The sequence below is a fragment of the Pantoea sp. Fr+CA_20 genome (assembly GCF_024520835.1).
In the GTDB taxonomy this organism is placed as follows: domain Bacteria; phylum Pseudomonadota; class Gammaproteobacteria; order Enterobacterales; family Enterobacteriaceae; genus Pantoea; species Pantoea allii.
Map to the genome: position 1 here is coordinate 69,892 of NZ_JALNPN010000013.1, position 14,368 is coordinate 84,259.

Genomic DNA, 14,368 nt, shown 5'->3' on the forward strand with positions numbered 1-14,368 from the left:
CAGCGAGGCGTTCCACTGACGGAGATTGGCAATTGTTATGAACCAGTTGGAACATTTCGTCAATGTGTAACTGGTCATGATTTTTGGTTATGACAAAGCCGACAATTTTTCACTTTTCTTTTACAAGTTGCGCTTCCTACACTTCCTGCTCTGTAGCCGAAAAATAATAAAGGATGCCTGGATGAAAAATGACTGGCCCGCCCGCGAACTGGTGCATCGTGATTACCGTGATCACCCACCGGCCCTCGCGCCCTTGTATAAAACAAGCCTGTTGCGATCCCCGCGCAATGCGCTGATTTCGTTGCAAAACTCATTATCAGAAATCACCGCGCCGGTGTTTACCCGCCAGGAGCTTGGGCCACGAGACAGTGACCTGATCCTCAATTACGCGAAAGAGGGTTTGCCCATCGGCGAACGCATTATCGTGCATGGCTACGTGCGTGATGCGTTTGGTCAGCCAGTAAAAAATGCCCTGGTTGAGGTGTGGCAGGCCAATGCCGGAGGACGCTATCGTCATAAAAAAGATCAGTATCTTGCGCCTATCGATCCTAACTTTGGCGGTTGCGGTCGTATGCTGACAGACGACAACGGTTACTACTGTTTTCGCACCATCAAGCCCGGCCCTTATCCCTGGCGCAATCAGGTCAGCGACTGGCGGCCGGCGCATATTCATTTTTCCCTGTCTGGCGAAGCCTTTGCCCAGCGACTGATTACCCAGATGTATTTTGAGGGCGATCCGCTGGTAGGCCGCTGTCCGATTGTTCAGTCGGTAGGCAGCGAGGACGCCGTGCGAACGCTGATTGCAGAACTGGATACGCACTCCGCTGTGCCGCTGGATTGCCTGGCCTATCGCTTTGACCTGGTCCTGCGCGGTCATCGTGCGACCTGGTTCGAAAACCGGACCCAGGGAGCCGCATCATGAAACGCTATCTTGCCGAAACGGCGTCGCAAACCGCCGGGCCTTATGTGCACATTGGCCTGGCGCCCCATGCGGCAGGCTTTGATATTTTTGAAAATAACTTTAGTGAGGTGCTGACCCAGCCGGAAACGCGCGGCGAGCGCATTGTAGTTGAAGGCTGCGTTTACGACGGTTCCGGCACGCCGGTTCGCGATGTGCTGATTGAAGTGTGGCAGGCCAATGCCGAGGGACGCTATCAGCACCCCGCTGACCAGCAGCACGATAAACCGCTGGACCCGGCGTTTCGTGGCTGGGGGCGGACCTGCTCGGATTTTGACAGCGGTATCTGGCGTATCAACACCATTAAACCCGGCAGCGTGACCGGGCGCGATGGCCGCCCCATGGCCCCGCACCTGAACCTGTGGATTGTGGCTCGGGGCATTAACATCGGTCTGAATACCCGGCTCTACTTCGCCGATGAACAGGCGGCAAATGCCAGCGATCCGGTGCTGAATTTAATTGAATGGGAAACGCGACGCAGCACCTTACTGGCGCAGCGTGAACAGCGCGGCGATGAGACGATCTACCGCTTCGATATCTGGCTGCAGGGTGAAAAAGAAACCGTGTTCTTTGACATCTGATTCTTAACTTCCTTGCAACATTGTTCTTGCCGCTTCGGCGGCAAATTCATAACATGAGCCATGGATAGGGTTTCCCGGTTTAGTCAGCGCGTGCGCCTGCGTCATCTTCACGCTTTTGTTGCCACCGCGCAGCAGGGGACGCTGGGTCGTGCCGCCCTCCATCTGGGCATTACCCAGCCTGCCCTGTCCAAAACCCTTAACGAACTCGAATTCCTTACCGGTGAGCAACTGTTGCTGCGAAGCCGCCAGGGAACCGAGCTTACCGCCAGCGGCGCGCGTTTCCTGCACGACGCCATTCGTATTCTGGATGCCCTGAATATTGCTGACCAGGTCATGCGACCCGGCTGCGCGCCTCAGCCCGCGCCGCTGCACCTTGGCGCGCTGCCTACCGCCATAATCAGCGTCGTTGCGCCAGTGTTAGCCAGCCTGCAGCAGCACTATCCCGGCTGGCGCATCCAGGTCAGCACGCTGGCGAACGATGCCCTGCTGATGGGGATAAAATCGGGACAGATGGCGCTGGGGATTGGCCGCATGGCCGAACCCGTGTTGATGGAGGGGCTGAATTTCGAGCTGCTGTATCTGGAAACCCTGCGCCTGGTGGTGGCCCCGCATCATCCACTGTTGCACGCCGGCGTGACGCTGGCCGAAGCCCTCAGCTGGCCGCTGATCCTGTCTCCTCGCGGGACGGTGCCGCGCCAGAACGCCGAATCACTGATGACCAGCCATGGCCTGACCTTACCGGATGGCGCAGTGGAAACCCTGTCCACCACGCTGGCCCGTCGTCTGACGCTGGGGCACGGTTACGTCTGGCTGGTGCCCTACGGCGCGGTGCGCGACGACCTGACCAGCAACCAGCTACGCACCTTGCCGCTTCCCAGCCAGGGCATGGCTGAAGCGGTCGGCATCCTGACCCGTCAGCAGCAAACGCCGCCACCTGAGCAGCTGCAACTGGTAGCGGCCTTGCGGCAACGGGTGCTGGACGTGCCTGTCTGACATCGCCGTTTACCGCGCGCTATCCTGCTCATCGAATACCGTCTGCGCCAGATGGAATGCAGCGTTGGAGGCCGGCAGGCCGCAATAGAGGGCAGCATGCATCAGCAGCTCTTTGATTTCATCCCGGCTGACGCCGTTATTGAACGCGGCCCGCAGGTGCATCTTCAGCTCTGCTTCCCGGTTGAGCGCAATCAGCATGCCGATGGTGATCAGGCTGCGCGTGTGGCGAGTCAGGCCAGGACGGGTCCAGATCTCGCCCCAGGCATAGCGGCTGATAAAGTTCTGGAACTCGTCATTCAGCGGCGACAGGTTTTCCAACGTACGGTCCACATGGGCTTCGCCAAGCACGGCCCTCCGCACCCTCATGCCCTGCTGATAGCGTTGATCCTGCGTCAGCTGAGCGTCAATAAAAGGCTGCAGCGCACGGTTAAACGCCAGCCACACCTCCACGCTGGACAGATGCGAGGCGGGCAGCACGACACGCTGCGCGCCCGGAATCTGTGCAACCATCGCATCCGCATCGGCCACCGTGGTGACCTTGTCGTCCCGTCCGGCAATCACCAGCACAGGTAGCGAAATCGCCGCCAGTTCATGGCGCAAATCGGCTGTCGCCAGGGCTTCACAGCAGTCGGCATAGCTTTCGGCATCGCAGGCGCTGAGCTGCGATAGCAGGCTTTGTACCGTCGCGGGCGCGCGTTCACAGAATGCCGGCGTAAACCAGCGCGCAGCCGCGCTCTCCGTGATAGCGGTCATGCCGTGCTGACGGACAACTGCCGCCCGCTGCTGCCAGGCCGCTGGCTCGCCGATCTTTGCCGCACTGTTGGCGACCGTTAATGTCATCAGGCGTTGAGGATGAAAACGCGCCAGCCAGAGTCCGGTCAGCCCGCCCATTGAGATGCCGCAAAAGTGCACCCTGTCGATGCCCAGCGTATCCAGCAGCGACAGAACCTTGCTCCCCAGTTGTTCCAGCGAACGGGTTTGTCCGTCCGGTGCCGAGGCACCGTGGCCGGGAACGTCGTAACGCAGGATGCGATACTGGTTGATCAGCGCATCGCGCTGCGGCTGCCACATCTCTGATGTGGTGCCTAAGGAGTTGCTGAACAGAATAACCGGGGCATCGTCTGGCCCCTCAAGTACGTAATGCAGCGTCATGATTCCCTCGCAGCCGCTAAAACCTGGTGAATAAAGCGCGATGCGCTGCCCGTAGCGGTGGCCGGATCGAGCAGCGTCTCCAGTGCAGGCCGGCTCAGGTGCGAGACAACGGTGTCATCTGCACACAGAATGGTCAGCAAACTCTGCTGCGTCTCCAGCGCCCGGCGGCAGCACTGCTCAATATGATGGTGTGCCTGTTGTCGTCCCAGCGACTCTCCCAGCGCCAGCGTGACCGCTTCGGCCATAATTAATCCCTGCGTCAGACCGAGATTGCGTTGCATGGCTTCTTCATGCACTTCAAGGCCGTCGATCAGTTCCGTGCTGTGCACCAGCGCCGCGCCACTGAGTTCTGTCAGCTGCGGCAGGCTCTGCCACTCTGCCTGCCAGCCGCCCAGCGCACGCTCGTGCTCCTGAACCTGGCCAGCATACAGGCCCGACATCAGGCCCGGGACCCGGTTGGCGGCGCTGAGAATCGCGGCACAGAGCACCGGATTACGTTTGTGCGGCATGGTAGAAGAGCCGCCGCGCCCCGGTGCCCGGGGTTCACTGATTTCACCGACTTCGCTCTGTATCAGGAGCGACATGTCCCGGGCCAGTTTACCCAGCGTACCGGTAAGACCGGCATACCAGCCAGCCAGCTCGGTGATCCTGTCGCGTTGGGCATGCCAGGGCGTGGCGCTACGCGGCAGATCCAACGCCTCGGACAGTGCCTGCTCTACGCGCTCGCCCTTTTCCCCCAGCGACGCCAGCGTGCCTGCCGCTCCGCCGAACTGAAGCGCCAGCACCCGGGGCCGCATGGCCACCAGCCGCGCGCGGAAGCGCACCAGCGCATCCAGCGTGCCCGCCAGCTTCAGGCCCAACGTCACCGGTAAAGCGTGCTGCAGCCAGGTCCGGCCAACCATCAGCGTCGTGCTGTGTCGCTCGCACTGAAGAACCAGTGCGGCAATAAGCCGGTCCAGCAGCACCGCCGTGTCGTTAAGCGCGGCGCGCAGTTGCAGCATCAGACCACTGTCGATCGCATCCTGACTGGTTGCGCCCCAGTGCACATAGCGCGCGGCGTCGGGCGACGTCGCCGCCACCACGGCCGTAAGCTGTTTCACCAGCGGAATCGCCAGGTTACCAGCCAGCCCCGCAGCCTGCGTCAGCGCCGCCCGATCGATCGCCTGCGCCCGGCAACAGGACTGAATACAGCGGGCGGATGCGTGATCGATCACCCCGGCTACTGCCAGCGCCTGTGCCAGCCCGGCTTCAAAATCCAGCATTCCCTGGAGCAGGGCCGTATCGCTGAAGCTGTCGCTAAGCGGAGAAGCCATAAACATGGCGCGGTAAAGAGACATTGGTTATACCCGTTCCAGAATGAGTGCGATTCCCTGCCCAACGCCTACACACATGGTGCAGAGCGCGTACCGGCCGCCGGTGCGCCGCAGCTGGTAAGCTGCCGTCATGGCCAGCCTGCCGCCTGATGCGCCCAGCGGATGCCCCAGCGCAATTGCGCCACCGTTGGGATTCACATGGGCCGCATCGTCGGCTAACCCCAGTTCGCGCGTCACCGCCAGCGCCTGAGCAGCGAAAGCTTCATTTAATTCGATCACGTCCATTTGTGCCAGCGTCAGGCCACTCTGAGCCAGCACTTTACGCACGGCAGGCACCGGGCCATAGCCCATAATGCGCGGCTCAATGCCACAGGCCGCCATCGCCACCACCCGCACCAGCGGGGTCAGTCCATGTTCTACCGCCGCGTTCTCGCTTGCCAGCAGCAAGGCGCAGGCGCCGTCGTTAATGCCCGACGCATTACCCGCCGTCACGCTGCCTTCCGGGCTGACCACGCCTTTCAGGCCTGCCAGCGCCGCCAGCGAGGTGCTGCGCGGATGCTCGTCACAGGTGACGTTCAGGGCGTCGCCTTTGCGCTGCGGGATGCTCACCGCCATCAGTTCGTCACTGAACAGCCCCATTTCCTGCGCCCGGGCGGTACGTAATTGACTACGCAGGGCGAAGGCATCCTGATCGGCACGGCTGATAGCGAACTCGCGCGCAACGTTTTCTGCGGTTTCCGGCATGGTATCGACCCCAAAGCGGGCGCGCATCTGCGGGTTAATGAAGCGCCATCCCATCGTCGTGTCTTCCATTTTCAGGGAACGGCTAAACGCGCTTTCTGCTTTGCCGGTCACAAAGGGCGCGCGCGACATACTTTCCACGCCGCCCGCAATCATCACGTTGGCCTCACCGCATTTGATCGCCCGGGCCGCCGTGCCGATGGCATCCAGCCCCGAGCCGCACAGGCGATTGAGCGTAGTGCCCGGCACGCTGGACGGCAGGCCAGCCAGTAACAGGGCCATACGCGCCACATTACGGTTATCTTCTCCGGCCTGGTTGGCGCAACCGTAGATCACATCATCAATGGCCTGCGCCAGCGAGGAAGGCTGGCGGGCTAACAGCGCGGCTAAGGGTAAGGCCGCCAGATCGTCAGCGCGCAGGCTGGCAAGCGCGCCCGCGTAACGGCCAAAAGGAGTACGTAGCGCATCACAGATAAATGCCTGTTGCATCAGTCTCTCCTCAGGCGGTCGCCAGTTCAGGTTGCAATAAGCGCACCGGCGTTAACGCCTGCAGCGCGTCGAAACTCAGTCCGGGGCAGCACTCCACCACCAGCGGTCCCTGCGGGGTAATATCAATCACCGCCATATCGGTATAAAGACGACTGACACAGCCCAGACCGGTGAGCGGATAGCTGCACTGATTCACCAGCTTGCACTCGCCTTTTTTGGTCAGGTAATCCATCATCACATAGACTTTGCGCGCGCCAATGGCGAGATCCATCGCCCCGCCCACGGCAGGAATCGCGTCCTGCGCGCCGGTACTCCAGTTAGCCAAATCGCCGTTAACCGACACCTGGTACGCCCCCATCACGCAGATATCCAGATGCCCGCCGCGCATCATGGCAAACGAGTCGCCGTGGTGGAAAAAACAGCCGCCAGGCAGCAGCGTCACCAGCTCTTTCCCGGCGTTGATCAGCTCCGGATCTTCTTCTCCCGCTGCGGGTGCCGGCCCCATGCCGAGCAGGCCATTCTCACTGTGCAGAAAGATCTCTTTGTCAGCAGGCAGATAGTTGGCAATGCGGGTGGGCAGGCCGATGCCCAGATTAACGTAAGCACCTTCAGGAATATCACGCGCCACGCGCTGGGCCAGTTGGTCTCGGGTGAGTTTTTGCATAGTCTGTTCCTCAGGCGGAAACGGTCAGGGTGACGGGATGCGCGACGGCCACCAGCCGCTGCACAAAAATGCCCGGTGTGACGACGTTTTCTGGATCGAGATGCCCAAGCGGCACCAGTTCTGCGACCTGGGCAATCGTGGTGGTGGCGGCCATGGCCATCACCGGCCCAAAGTTTCGTGCTGCTTTGCGGTAAACGAGGTTGCCCCAGCGGTCGCCCTGGTGCGCTTTTATCAGGGCAAAATCGGCCTTAAGCGGTTTTTCAAACACGTAATGGCGACCGTCGATCTCGCGCGTTTCCTTGCCCTCCGCCAGCGGCGTACCAAAGGCGGTCGGCGTGAAAATCCCGCCTAAGCCGCTCCCGGCTGCCTGCATTCTGGCTGCAAGGTTGCCCTGCGGCACCAGCTCAAGGGCGATTTCCCCACGGCGATAGCGTTCGTCGAAGACCCACGAATCGACCTGACGTGGAAAGGAACAAATCATCTTATCGACGCAGCCCGCTTTCAGCAGCGCGGCCAGGCCGCTTTCGCCGTTACCGGCGTTATTGCTGATCACCGTCAGCCCACGGACGCCACTGTCGATCAGCGCATCAATCAGTTCCAGGGGCTGGCCTGCGGGCCCGAACCCGCCAATCATGATGCTGGCCCCGTCCGGTATCACCGCAACGGCCTCTGCCAGCGTTGCCACACTTTTATCGATCATCTGCTGTTCCTTTAGCCCGGCTCAGGCCGGTTTGTGTTGAATAGTCAAAAAGTAGATCGCTCTGTGACAGCAAACAATACCGATAATCGAAATAGTGTGCGATTATCGGTCAACGACAGACTGAAACGGGGCATTGTGATCGCGCACACAGGCGTGCACGGCTCCAGCCACTCACGGGAGAACATCATGACGGATGAACAACAACCACTGCGCGCTAACAGCGATCCCTGGAAAGGCGATCCCAACTTTATGGCCTCACTGGCGCGGGGACTGGAGGTGCTACAGGCGTTTACGCCGCAGCGGCGTCTGATGTCCGTGTCGCAAATCAGCCAGCGTACCAGCATTCCCCGTGCGGCCGTGCGGCGCTGTCTCTATACATTGAGCAAGCTGGGGTTTGTGTATGCGGAGGATGGTAAAAACTTTGAACTGCGTCCGCGTGTGCTCTCTCTGGGTCACAACTGGTTAGGGGCTACGCCGCTGGCGAGCGCCTCACAGCCGGTTTTGCGCCAGCTCAGCCAGACGCTGAACGAATCCTGTTCGATGGCGGTACTGGACGGGGATGACATTCTCTATATCGCCCGTGCGTCAGCATCGCGCATCATGACGATCGACCTGCATATCGGCAGCCGCTTACCGGCCAGCACCACCTCCATGGGAAGAGTGCTGTTAAGTGGCCTTGCCAGCGAACCGCTAAATGATTATCTGGCGCGTTTAACCCAACTGCGTTACACCAGCCACACGCTGGTCAGCAGTAGCGCGCTGCGTGAGGAGCTGGCGCGCGTCAGGCAGCAGGGTTACGCCATCAACGATCAGGAACTGGAAATCGGACTACGATCGCTGGCCGTACCGCTCAGCGCGCCGGATGGCCGGATCGTGGCCGCCCTGAATGTGGGCGTGCATGCCGGACAGGTTTCCGCCGCTATGCTGCGCCAGCACCATTTACCGCTGTTGCAGGAGGCAGCCCGCGAAATCTCGCTGTTGCTGCGGCAATAATCTGTTTAGCCGCTCAACGCCGTTGCCGAATTCGTGGTAACGTGAAGTCTGAGTTGCAAGCGGCAAAGTAGAGAGCTATGACCACGAAAAAAATTGATACCACACTCGTCAGTGCTGGACGCAACAAGCGTTATACCCAGGGTTCGGTGAACGCGGTGATTCAGCGCGCCTCTTCGCTGGTCTTTGATACCGTGGCTGAGAAAAAACGTGCCACCGCAGGACGTGCGAAGGGCGAGCTGTTTTATGGTCGTCGCGGCACCCTGACACATTTCGCCTTGCAGGATGCCATGACGGAGCTGGAAGGCGGCGCGGGCTGTGTTCTCTACCCTTGCGGCGCGGCAGCCGTCTCCAATGCCATCCTCGCGTTCGTTGAAGCGGGCGACCACATTTTAATGAGTGGGGCGGTTTACGAACCGACTCAGGACTTCTGCACGAAAATACTGAGCAAACTCCAGGTATCCACCACCTGGTTTGATCACTGTATCGGTGGTGATATCGCCGCACTGATTCAACCGAATACCCGCGTGGTTTTCCTGGAATCCCCCGCCTCCATCACGATGGAAGTGCAGGACGTTCCCGCTATCGTCGCGGCGGTGCGCGCTAAAGCGCCCGACGCCATCATTATGATCGATAACACCTGGGCGGCTGGGGTGCTGTTCAGCCCGCTGGCCCTTGGCGTGGATATTTCTATTCAGGCCGGCACGAAATACTTGATTGGTCACAGTGACGCCATGATTGGCACCGCTGTCGCCAACGCCCGCTGCTGGGATCAACTGCGCGAAAACAGCTACCTGATGGGTCAGATGGTGGACGCTGATACGGCTTACATGGCAAGTCGTGGCTTGCGTACGCTTGGCGTGCGCCTGCGCCAGCACGAAGAGAGCGCGTTACAGGTGGCAGAATGGCTTGCTGCGCGACCTGAAGTGGCGCGTGTTAACCATCCGGCACTGCCTTCCTGCCGGGGACATGAATTCTGGCAGCGTGACTTTAACGGCAGCAGCGGTTTATTTTCATTTGTCCTGCAGCAAAAACTCAGCCGTGAACAGCTGGCGAATTACCTCGACCATTTTCATCATTTCAGCATGGCCTATTCATGGGGCGGTTATGAGTCGCTGATTTTAGCTAATCAGCCTGAGGAGCTGGCGGCCATTCGTCCGGCCGGTGGCGTTGACGTCGAGGGCACGCTGATACGGCTCCATATCGGCCTGGAACATGTGGATGATTTACGGGTCGATCTTGAGGCAGGCTTTGATCGCCTGACGCGCTAAAATAGTAAACATGATATAAACCAGGCGCCGACCGTCGTGATATAACACCCGGTCATGGCTGGTTAGCTGTTAACATTCAGTTTATAAAAAAGTGTTCAGCCAGCAGAAGAACCGCAGCATTTTACCCTTCCACCGCACTCTGTTGCGGTGGTGGAAGTAAGAGGTCAGGCAGGTCTGAACAGAACGAGTAAGTCTTATTGTGACGTAATGGGATAGCTAATGGGTGTTTTACACGAGATTGTGCACGCGCTTTGGCATCAAGACTTCGCCGCGCTGGCCAATCCAGATGTGGTTTGGATCGTCTACAGCGTCATGTTTATGACGCTGTTTCTGGAAAATGGTTTATTGCCTGCCTCTTTTTTGCCCGGTGACAGCCTGCTACTGCTGGCAGGTGCCATGGTCGCCAAAGGGGTGATGGATTTTTTCCCGACGTTGTTGATTCTGACGACTGCCGCCAGTCTGGGCTGCTGGCTGAGTTATCTGCAAGGACGCTGGCTAGGCAACACGAAACTGGTCAAGAGCTGGCTGATGCAGCTCCCGGCGCAATATCATCAACGCGCATGGAATATGTTTAACCGTCATGGCCTGATGGCGCTGTTGGTTGGCCGCTTTCTGGCTTTTATTCGCACCCTGTTACCGACCATGGCAGGTATATCCGGGCTGTCCAATGGCCGTTTCCAGTTATTTAACTGGCTGAGCGGCCTGCTGTGGGTCGGCATCGTAGTGACCATGGGTTACGGTATCAGCCAGGTGCCCTTTATTAAACGTCACGAAGATCAGGTGATGGCGATCCTGATGATATTACCGATGGTGCTACTGGTGGTAGGACTGGTCGGCAGCATCATCGTTATCTGGAAAAAGCGTCGTCAAAAACACGCCTGACCATGGGCTGCGTCAGCCGGCGGATTCGGCTACCGTCTGACGCACCCGATTCACTTCTTCTCCCGGCGTCACGCCAAAATAGCGCTTAAACTCCCGTGAAAACTGCGAGGGGCTTTCATAGCCGACGCGCACCGCCGCCACGCTGGCTTTCAGGCCATCATGCAACATCAGTAGCCGCGCCTGATGCAGGCGATAACGTTTAAGGTACTGCAACGGCGACGTCTGCGTCACCGCCTTAAAGTTATGGTGAAACGCCGACACGCTCATATTCACCTCTGCCGCCAGTGCCTCCACGCTGAGATTGTCAGCATAGTGATGTTCAATGCGCCGCACCGCCCGGGCAATCTGGCTGAACTGTGTTTGACGACTGACCAGCGACAGCAGCGCCCCGCCGATCGGCCCGGTCAGCACGTAATAGATAATTTCCCGCACAATGTCCGGTCCCAGCACGCGGGCATCCCGTGGTTGTGTCATCACATCCAGCAGGCGCTCTGCGGCGCATAACATCGGCTCGGTTAGCCAGCCGGCGTGAATACCGGAGGTAAGCGGCTGCGGCTGGAAACCTTCATCATCACCAATCGCCATCAGCAGGTCCTGCAAACTGGCGGTATCCACGTTCAGACACATCCCGGCTAAGGGCTGTTCGGGTGACGCCCAGGTTTCGCACTCGACCGGCAGCGGTACGGTCAGCATCAAATACTTTGTGGCATCGTACTGAAAAACCGTACTGCCGAGATAGCCGGTTTTACTTCCCTGAAACAGGATAACGATGCCGGGCTGATACATGATCGGCGTGCGCGGGCGATACTGACCGGCATAGATCAGCGAGACGTTTTCTACCGGGCACAGCTGTTCGCGCCCGTGGGTCATCAACGTGACCACCTGTTGAGCCAGACGTTGGCACAATGCGTCGTGGGGCATAATCACTCCAGAAAATAAAATAGCAGTTTGCCGCGCACCTGGTTAATTCGCCAGCAAAATGGAGAATCAGGCAAGAAGTTGACAGGATCAGGCAGGGTTATCCTGTGCGGTTCACAAGCAGCCTGCAAATTGTTAGCTAGACTTAAGCACAGCGAAGATTCACTGGTTTACTGCAAATGTAAGGAGCATGTCATGGCAGACCAACCTATTATCAAACTGCACGATGGTAACATGATGCCGCAACTGGGACTTGGCGTGTGGCAAGCCAGCGTCGAAGATGCGCGTCACGCCGTGCTGAAAGCGCTGGAGGTCGGCTATCGTTCCATTGATACGGCCGCCGCGTACAAAAACGAAGAGGCGATTGGTCAGGCGTTACAGGAAACTGACGTCGCGCGTGACGATATCTTTGTCACGACCAAGCTGTGGAATAACGACCAGCAAAATGTCCAGCAGGCGCTGGAAACCAGCCTGGAAAAGCTCAAGCTGGACCAGGTCGATCTGTATCTGATGCACTGGCCGTGCCCGGAAAACGATCACTATATTGACGCCTGGAAGAACATGATCGCGCTCCAGCAACAGGGCCTGGTTAAAAGCATCGGCGTATGTAACTTTAATCAGCCGCACCTGAAGCGACTGCTGGAAGAAACGGGCGTGACGCCGGTGATTAACCAGATTGAGCTGCATCCGATGCTGCAACAGCGCACCCTGCATGCATGGAACGCCATGCATCAGATTCAGACAGAATCCTGGAGCCCCCTGGCTCAGGGTGGCGAAGGTGTATTCGATCAGGACATCATCAAATCGCTGGCGAAGAAATACAGTAAAACCCCGGCGCAAATCGTTATCCGCTGGCACCTGGACAGTGGTCTGGTCGTGATTCCAAAATCGGTAACGCCTGCGCGCATTGAAGAGAACTTCAAGGTGTTTGATTTCCGCCTGGATAAGACAGAAATGAGCGAGATTGCCAGGCTGGACAGCGGCAATCGACTGGGGCCAGACCCGGACACGTTCAACGGCTAACGCAACCGCCTTGTCTGCATCTTGCCCCATCAAGCCTCTCTGCCCCAGAGAGGCTTTTTTATCTCTGGTGCGCGATGCCCAATGCATGGCGTTTCACCGGGCGTACCGGTCCGTATGGGCCAGGTGACTGCGCGCGGTCATGGCGACGCCGCAGGGGAACGCGGCAAACCGCTTTCCCCTGGTATCAGCCTTAAGACAGCGTGGGTTGCGTCAGTAACTGGCCTGCCGTGCCGCGATCCGCCAGTTCCAGGGTCTGACTGTGGTAGACAAAAGGAAAATGCTCTGACGAACTTTGCGTAAAGCTGACCAGCAGCTCGACGTCGCCGTCCACCCAGACGGTATCTTTCCAACCGCGATCTTCGCCCATCGGCTGGGCACCGTTCACGCTCTTAATCAGGAACATCACGCCCTGGATATGGAAGGATTGCGGACGATCGGCACGAATAATCCAGCGCTCGAACGTGCCCTGCTGGGCGGTGGAGTCGATGCGGTTCATATCCCATACGGCACCGTTGATGCCCGGCATACTGTCGCCAATGCGGAACTCCCGCGTGCGCACCGACGCACCGTCCAGAATCTGATCGGCCAGTAAACGCATCGGCAGGTTATCGGTGACCAGCGGCAGCAGGCCGGTAGGCCGTAACGTTAGCACCAGCGTTGAGGTCAGAATCGTGGAGGGTTCAAAGAAACCCCGCAGGCGATCCATAATTCCCGCCGCCGTGCCTGCCGTGATGGAGACTTCATCCCCTTGCGACATATCCACTAAGACTTCGCGCCGTTCGCCCGGTGCCAGGGTTAAGCGCTGTACCGCAACCGGTGACGGCAAGAAGCCCTGATCGCTGGCGATCACCGTAAAGGGGCGGTTATCACTGATGCTCAGTTCATAACGTCGCGCATTGGAGGCATTCAGCAACCGCAGACGTACCCAACCGCGCGAGACCTCAACAAAGGGATTGCGTACACCGTTGACCAGCAACGTGTCGCCCAGGAAACCGCCCTCGCCCGGCGGGTCATAAACCGGCGTGGCAAAGTTATCCAGCCGTTTGTCCTGAATGATCAGGGGGAAATCGTCCACGCCATAGTGTTTCGGCAGCGGTAACTGCTTGCTGATGTCGTCTTCAATCAGCCACATGCCCGCCAGGCCGTTATACACGTGCGGGGCCATACGATTTGGGGTGTTGGCGTGATACCAGCAGGTGGCGGCATTCTGGCGAATCGGTAGCACCGGTGCCCAGTCAACGCCCGCTGACATCATACGCGGCGCACCGCCCATCAGTGCACCGGGCACCTGCAGGCCGCTGACCGTCATGGAAACCGGTTCGTTAAGGCGATTGCTGTAGATCAGTTTGACATCATCACCGCTGTACACGCGCACCGTCGGGCCCAGATACATGCCGTTAATGCCCCAGACCGGGACTTTATTGTTATCACCGTTAAACGACCAGTGGCTGCGCTGCAGGGTTAAAAACAGCGGCTGACCACGGCGCGATTCCAGTAGCGGTGGAACAGGAAGCGGCGTGTCACCACGCGCAGACGCGGCACGCGCCGCATGAGGCATAACCGTGGCACTGAGCGCCACACCGGCAGAAAGCTGGATAAACTGACGTCTGCTGAAAGACATTGAATTTCAGACCTTTTACGCGTGGCGCTGAAACGCCAACTCTGTTTTTATTGCTGTGCTGCGTACACGGCG

At 58.9% G+C, this 14,368-nt stretch carries 14 protein-coding genes and 1 pseudogene; 7 read left to right on the plus strand and 8 right to left on the minus strand.

Annotation, left to right across the window (positions count from 1 at the left end):
* Nucleotides 1–181 precede the first annotated feature (181 nt).
* Genes pcaH through NR177_RS15675 form a run of 3 tightly spaced genes read left to right on the plus strand, consistent with a single transcriptional unit; the run spans nt 182 to nt 2,532 of the window.
* Entirely contained in the window at nt 182–922 is a 741-nt protein-coding gene (pcaH, locus tag NR177_RS15665; protein ID WP_063880935.1) for a protocatechuate 3,4-dioxygenase subunit beta, read from the plus strand.
* Nucleotides 919–1,539 carry a protocatechuate 3,4-dioxygenase subunit alpha gene (gene pcaG, locus NR177_RS15670; protein ID WP_172897928.1) on the plus strand — a complete coding sequence of 207 codons (621 nt, stop codon included), beginning with the start codon at nt 919–921 and terminating at the stop codon, nt 1,537–1,539. The genes pcaH and pcaG overlap by 4 nt, the downstream gene beginning before the upstream one ends.
* 60 nt (nt 1,540–1,599) lie before the next feature.
* Nucleotides 1,600–2,532, plus strand: coding sequence for a LysR substrate-binding domain-containing protein (locus NR177_RS15675; protein WP_109716916.1), 933 nt, complete (start codon nt 1,600–1,602; stop codon nt 2,530–2,532).
* A 9-nt stretch (nt 2,533–2,541) separates the two neighbouring features.
* Here NR177_RS15675 and pcaC read toward each other — a convergent pair whose 3' ends face one another.
* The 6 genes and pseudogenes from pcaC to NR177_RS15705 all read right to left on the minus strand — a co-directional run bounded on the left by pcaC (nt 2,542) and on the right by NR177_RS15705 (nt 7,591).
* Complete coding sequence (gene pcaC / locus NR177_RS15680; protein ID WP_241568456.1) at nt 2,542–2,928, minus strand: 4-carboxymuconolactone decarboxylase; 387 nt, start codon at nt 2,926–2,928, stop codon at nt 2,542–2,544.
* Nucleotides 2,929–3,684, minus strand: a pseudogene (gene pcaD / locus NR177_RS15685) (3-oxoadipate enol-lactonase); the annotation flags it as partial. It lies immediately after the preceding gene.
* Entirely contained in the window at nt 3,681–5,021 is a 1,341-nt protein-coding gene (locus NR177_RS15690) for a 3-carboxy-cis,cis-muconate cycloisomerase (RefSeq protein WP_256853211.1), read from the minus strand. The pseudogene pcaD and the gene NR177_RS15690, both read right to left, overlap by 4 nt.
* A gap of 3 nt (nt 5,022–5,024) precedes the next feature.
* Nucleotides 5,025–6,227, minus strand: a complete 1,203-nt coding sequence (pcaF, locus tag NR177_RS15695; protein WP_256853212.1) for a 3-oxoadipyl-CoA thiolase — start codon at nt 6,225–6,227, stop codon at nt 5,025–5,027.
* A gap of 10 nt (nt 6,228–6,237) precedes the next feature.
* Nucleotides 6,238–6,891: a 3-oxoacid CoA-transferase subunit B gene (locus tag NR177_RS15700; RefSeq protein ID WP_256853213.1), complete on the minus strand. Its 654-nt coding sequence runs from the start codon at nt 6,889–6,891 to the stop codon at nt 6,238–6,240.
* A 10-nt stretch (nt 6,892–6,901) separates the two neighbouring features.
* On the minus strand, nt 6,902–7,591 hold the full coding sequence (locus tag NR177_RS15705) for a 3-oxoacid CoA-transferase subunit A (RefSeq protein ID WP_109716913.1): 690 nt from the start codon (nt 7,589–7,591) through the stop codon (nt 6,902–6,904).
* A 186-nt stretch (nt 7,592–7,777) separates the two neighbouring features.
* On the opposite strand from NR177_RS15705, the gene NR177_RS15710 reads away from it, so the two are divergent.
* From NR177_RS15710 to NR177_RS15720, 3 genes are all read left to right on the plus strand, one after another.
* Nucleotides 7,778–8,584, plus strand: coding sequence for an IclR family transcriptional regulator C-terminal domain-containing protein (locus NR177_RS15710; RefSeq protein WP_256853214.1), 807 nt, complete (start codon nt 7,778–7,780; stop codon nt 8,582–8,584).
* A 77-nt stretch (nt 8,585–8,661) separates the two neighbouring features.
* Nucleotides 8,662–9,852, plus strand: coding sequence for a cystathionine beta-lyase (gene metC / locus NR177_RS15715; RefSeq protein WP_063880944.1), 1,191 nt, complete (start codon nt 8,662–8,664; stop codon nt 9,850–9,852).
* Nucleotides 9,853–10,071: 219 nt separating this feature from the next.
* Entirely contained in the window at nt 10,072–10,734 is a 663-nt protein-coding gene (locus NR177_RS15720; protein ID WP_063880945.1) for a DedA family protein, read from the plus strand.
* Nucleotides 10,735–10,746: 12 nt separating this feature from the next.
* On the opposite strand, the gene NR177_RS15725 is transcribed toward NR177_RS15720, so the two are convergent.
* Nucleotides 10,747–11,655, minus strand: coding sequence for an AraC family transcriptional regulator (locus NR177_RS15725; protein ID WP_063880946.1), 909 nt, complete (start codon nt 11,653–11,655; stop codon nt 10,747–10,749).
* Between the two features lie 192 nt (nt 11,656–11,847).
* Between NR177_RS15725 and dkgA the strand changes: the two genes are divergently transcribed.
* Entirely contained in the window at nt 11,848–12,675 is an 828-nt protein-coding gene (gene dkgA / locus NR177_RS15730) for a 2,5-didehydrogluconate reductase DkgA (RefSeq protein ID WP_256853215.1), read from the plus strand.
* A 190-nt stretch (nt 12,676–12,865) separates the two neighbouring features.
* On the opposite strand, the gene ftsP is transcribed toward dkgA, so the two are convergent.
* Complete coding sequence (gene ftsP / locus NR177_RS15735; RefSeq protein WP_063880948.1) at nt 12,866–14,296, minus strand: cell division protein FtsP; 1,431 nt, start codon at nt 14,294–14,296, stop codon at nt 12,866–12,868.
* Between the last annotated feature and the right edge of the window lie 72 nt (nt 14,297–14,368).

Bases quoted from the DNA above. Each gene is read 5' to 3' on its own strand.
- pcaF (WP_256853212.1), bottom strand. From the start codon at position 6,227: ATGCAACAGGCATTTATCTGTGATGCGCTACGTACTCCTTTTGGCCGT.
- NR177_RS15725 (WP_063880946.1), bottom strand. From the start codon at position 11,655: ATGCCCCACGACGCATTGTGCCAACGTCTGGCTCAACAGGTGGTCACG.
- NR177_RS15720 (WP_063880945.1), top strand. From the start codon at position 10,072: ATGGGTGTTTTACACGAGATTGTGCACGCGCTTTGGCATCAAGACTTC.
- metC (WP_063880944.1), top strand. From the start codon at position 8,662: ATGACCACGAAAAAAATTGATACCACACTCGTCAGTGCTGGACGCAAC.
- pcaH (WP_063880935.1), top strand. From the start codon at position 182: ATGAAAAATGACTGGCCCGCCCGCGAACTGGTGCATCGTGATTACCGT.
- NR177_RS15690 (WP_256853211.1), bottom strand. From the start codon at position 5,021: ATGTCTCTTTACCGCGCCATGTTTATGGCTTCTCCGCTTAGCGACAGC.
- NR177_RS15705 (WP_109716913.1), bottom strand. From the start codon at position 7,591: ATGATCGATAAAAGTGTGGCAACGCTGGCAGAGGCCGTTGCGGTGATA.
- NR177_RS15710 (WP_256853214.1), top strand. From the start codon at position 7,778: ATGACGGATGAACAACAACCACTGCGCGCTAACAGCGATCCCTGGAAA.
- dkgA (WP_256853215.1), top strand. From the start codon at position 11,848: ATGGCAGACCAACCTATTATCAAACTGCACGATGGTAACATGATGCCG.
- NR177_RS15700 (WP_256853213.1), bottom strand. From the start codon at position 6,891: ATGCAAAAACTCACCCGAGACCAACTGGCCCAGCGCGTGGCGCGTGAT.
- ftsP (WP_063880948.1), bottom strand. From the start codon at position 14,296: ATGTCTTTCAGCAGACGTCAGTTTATCCAGCTTTCTGCCGGTGTGGCG.
- NR177_RS15675 (WP_109716916.1), top strand. From the start codon at position 1,600: ATGGATAGGGTTTCCCGGTTTAGTCAGCGCGTGCGCCTGCGTCATCTT.
- pcaG (WP_172897928.1), top strand. From the start codon at position 919: ATGAAACGCTATCTTGCCGAAACGGCGTCGCAAACCGCCGGGCCTTAT.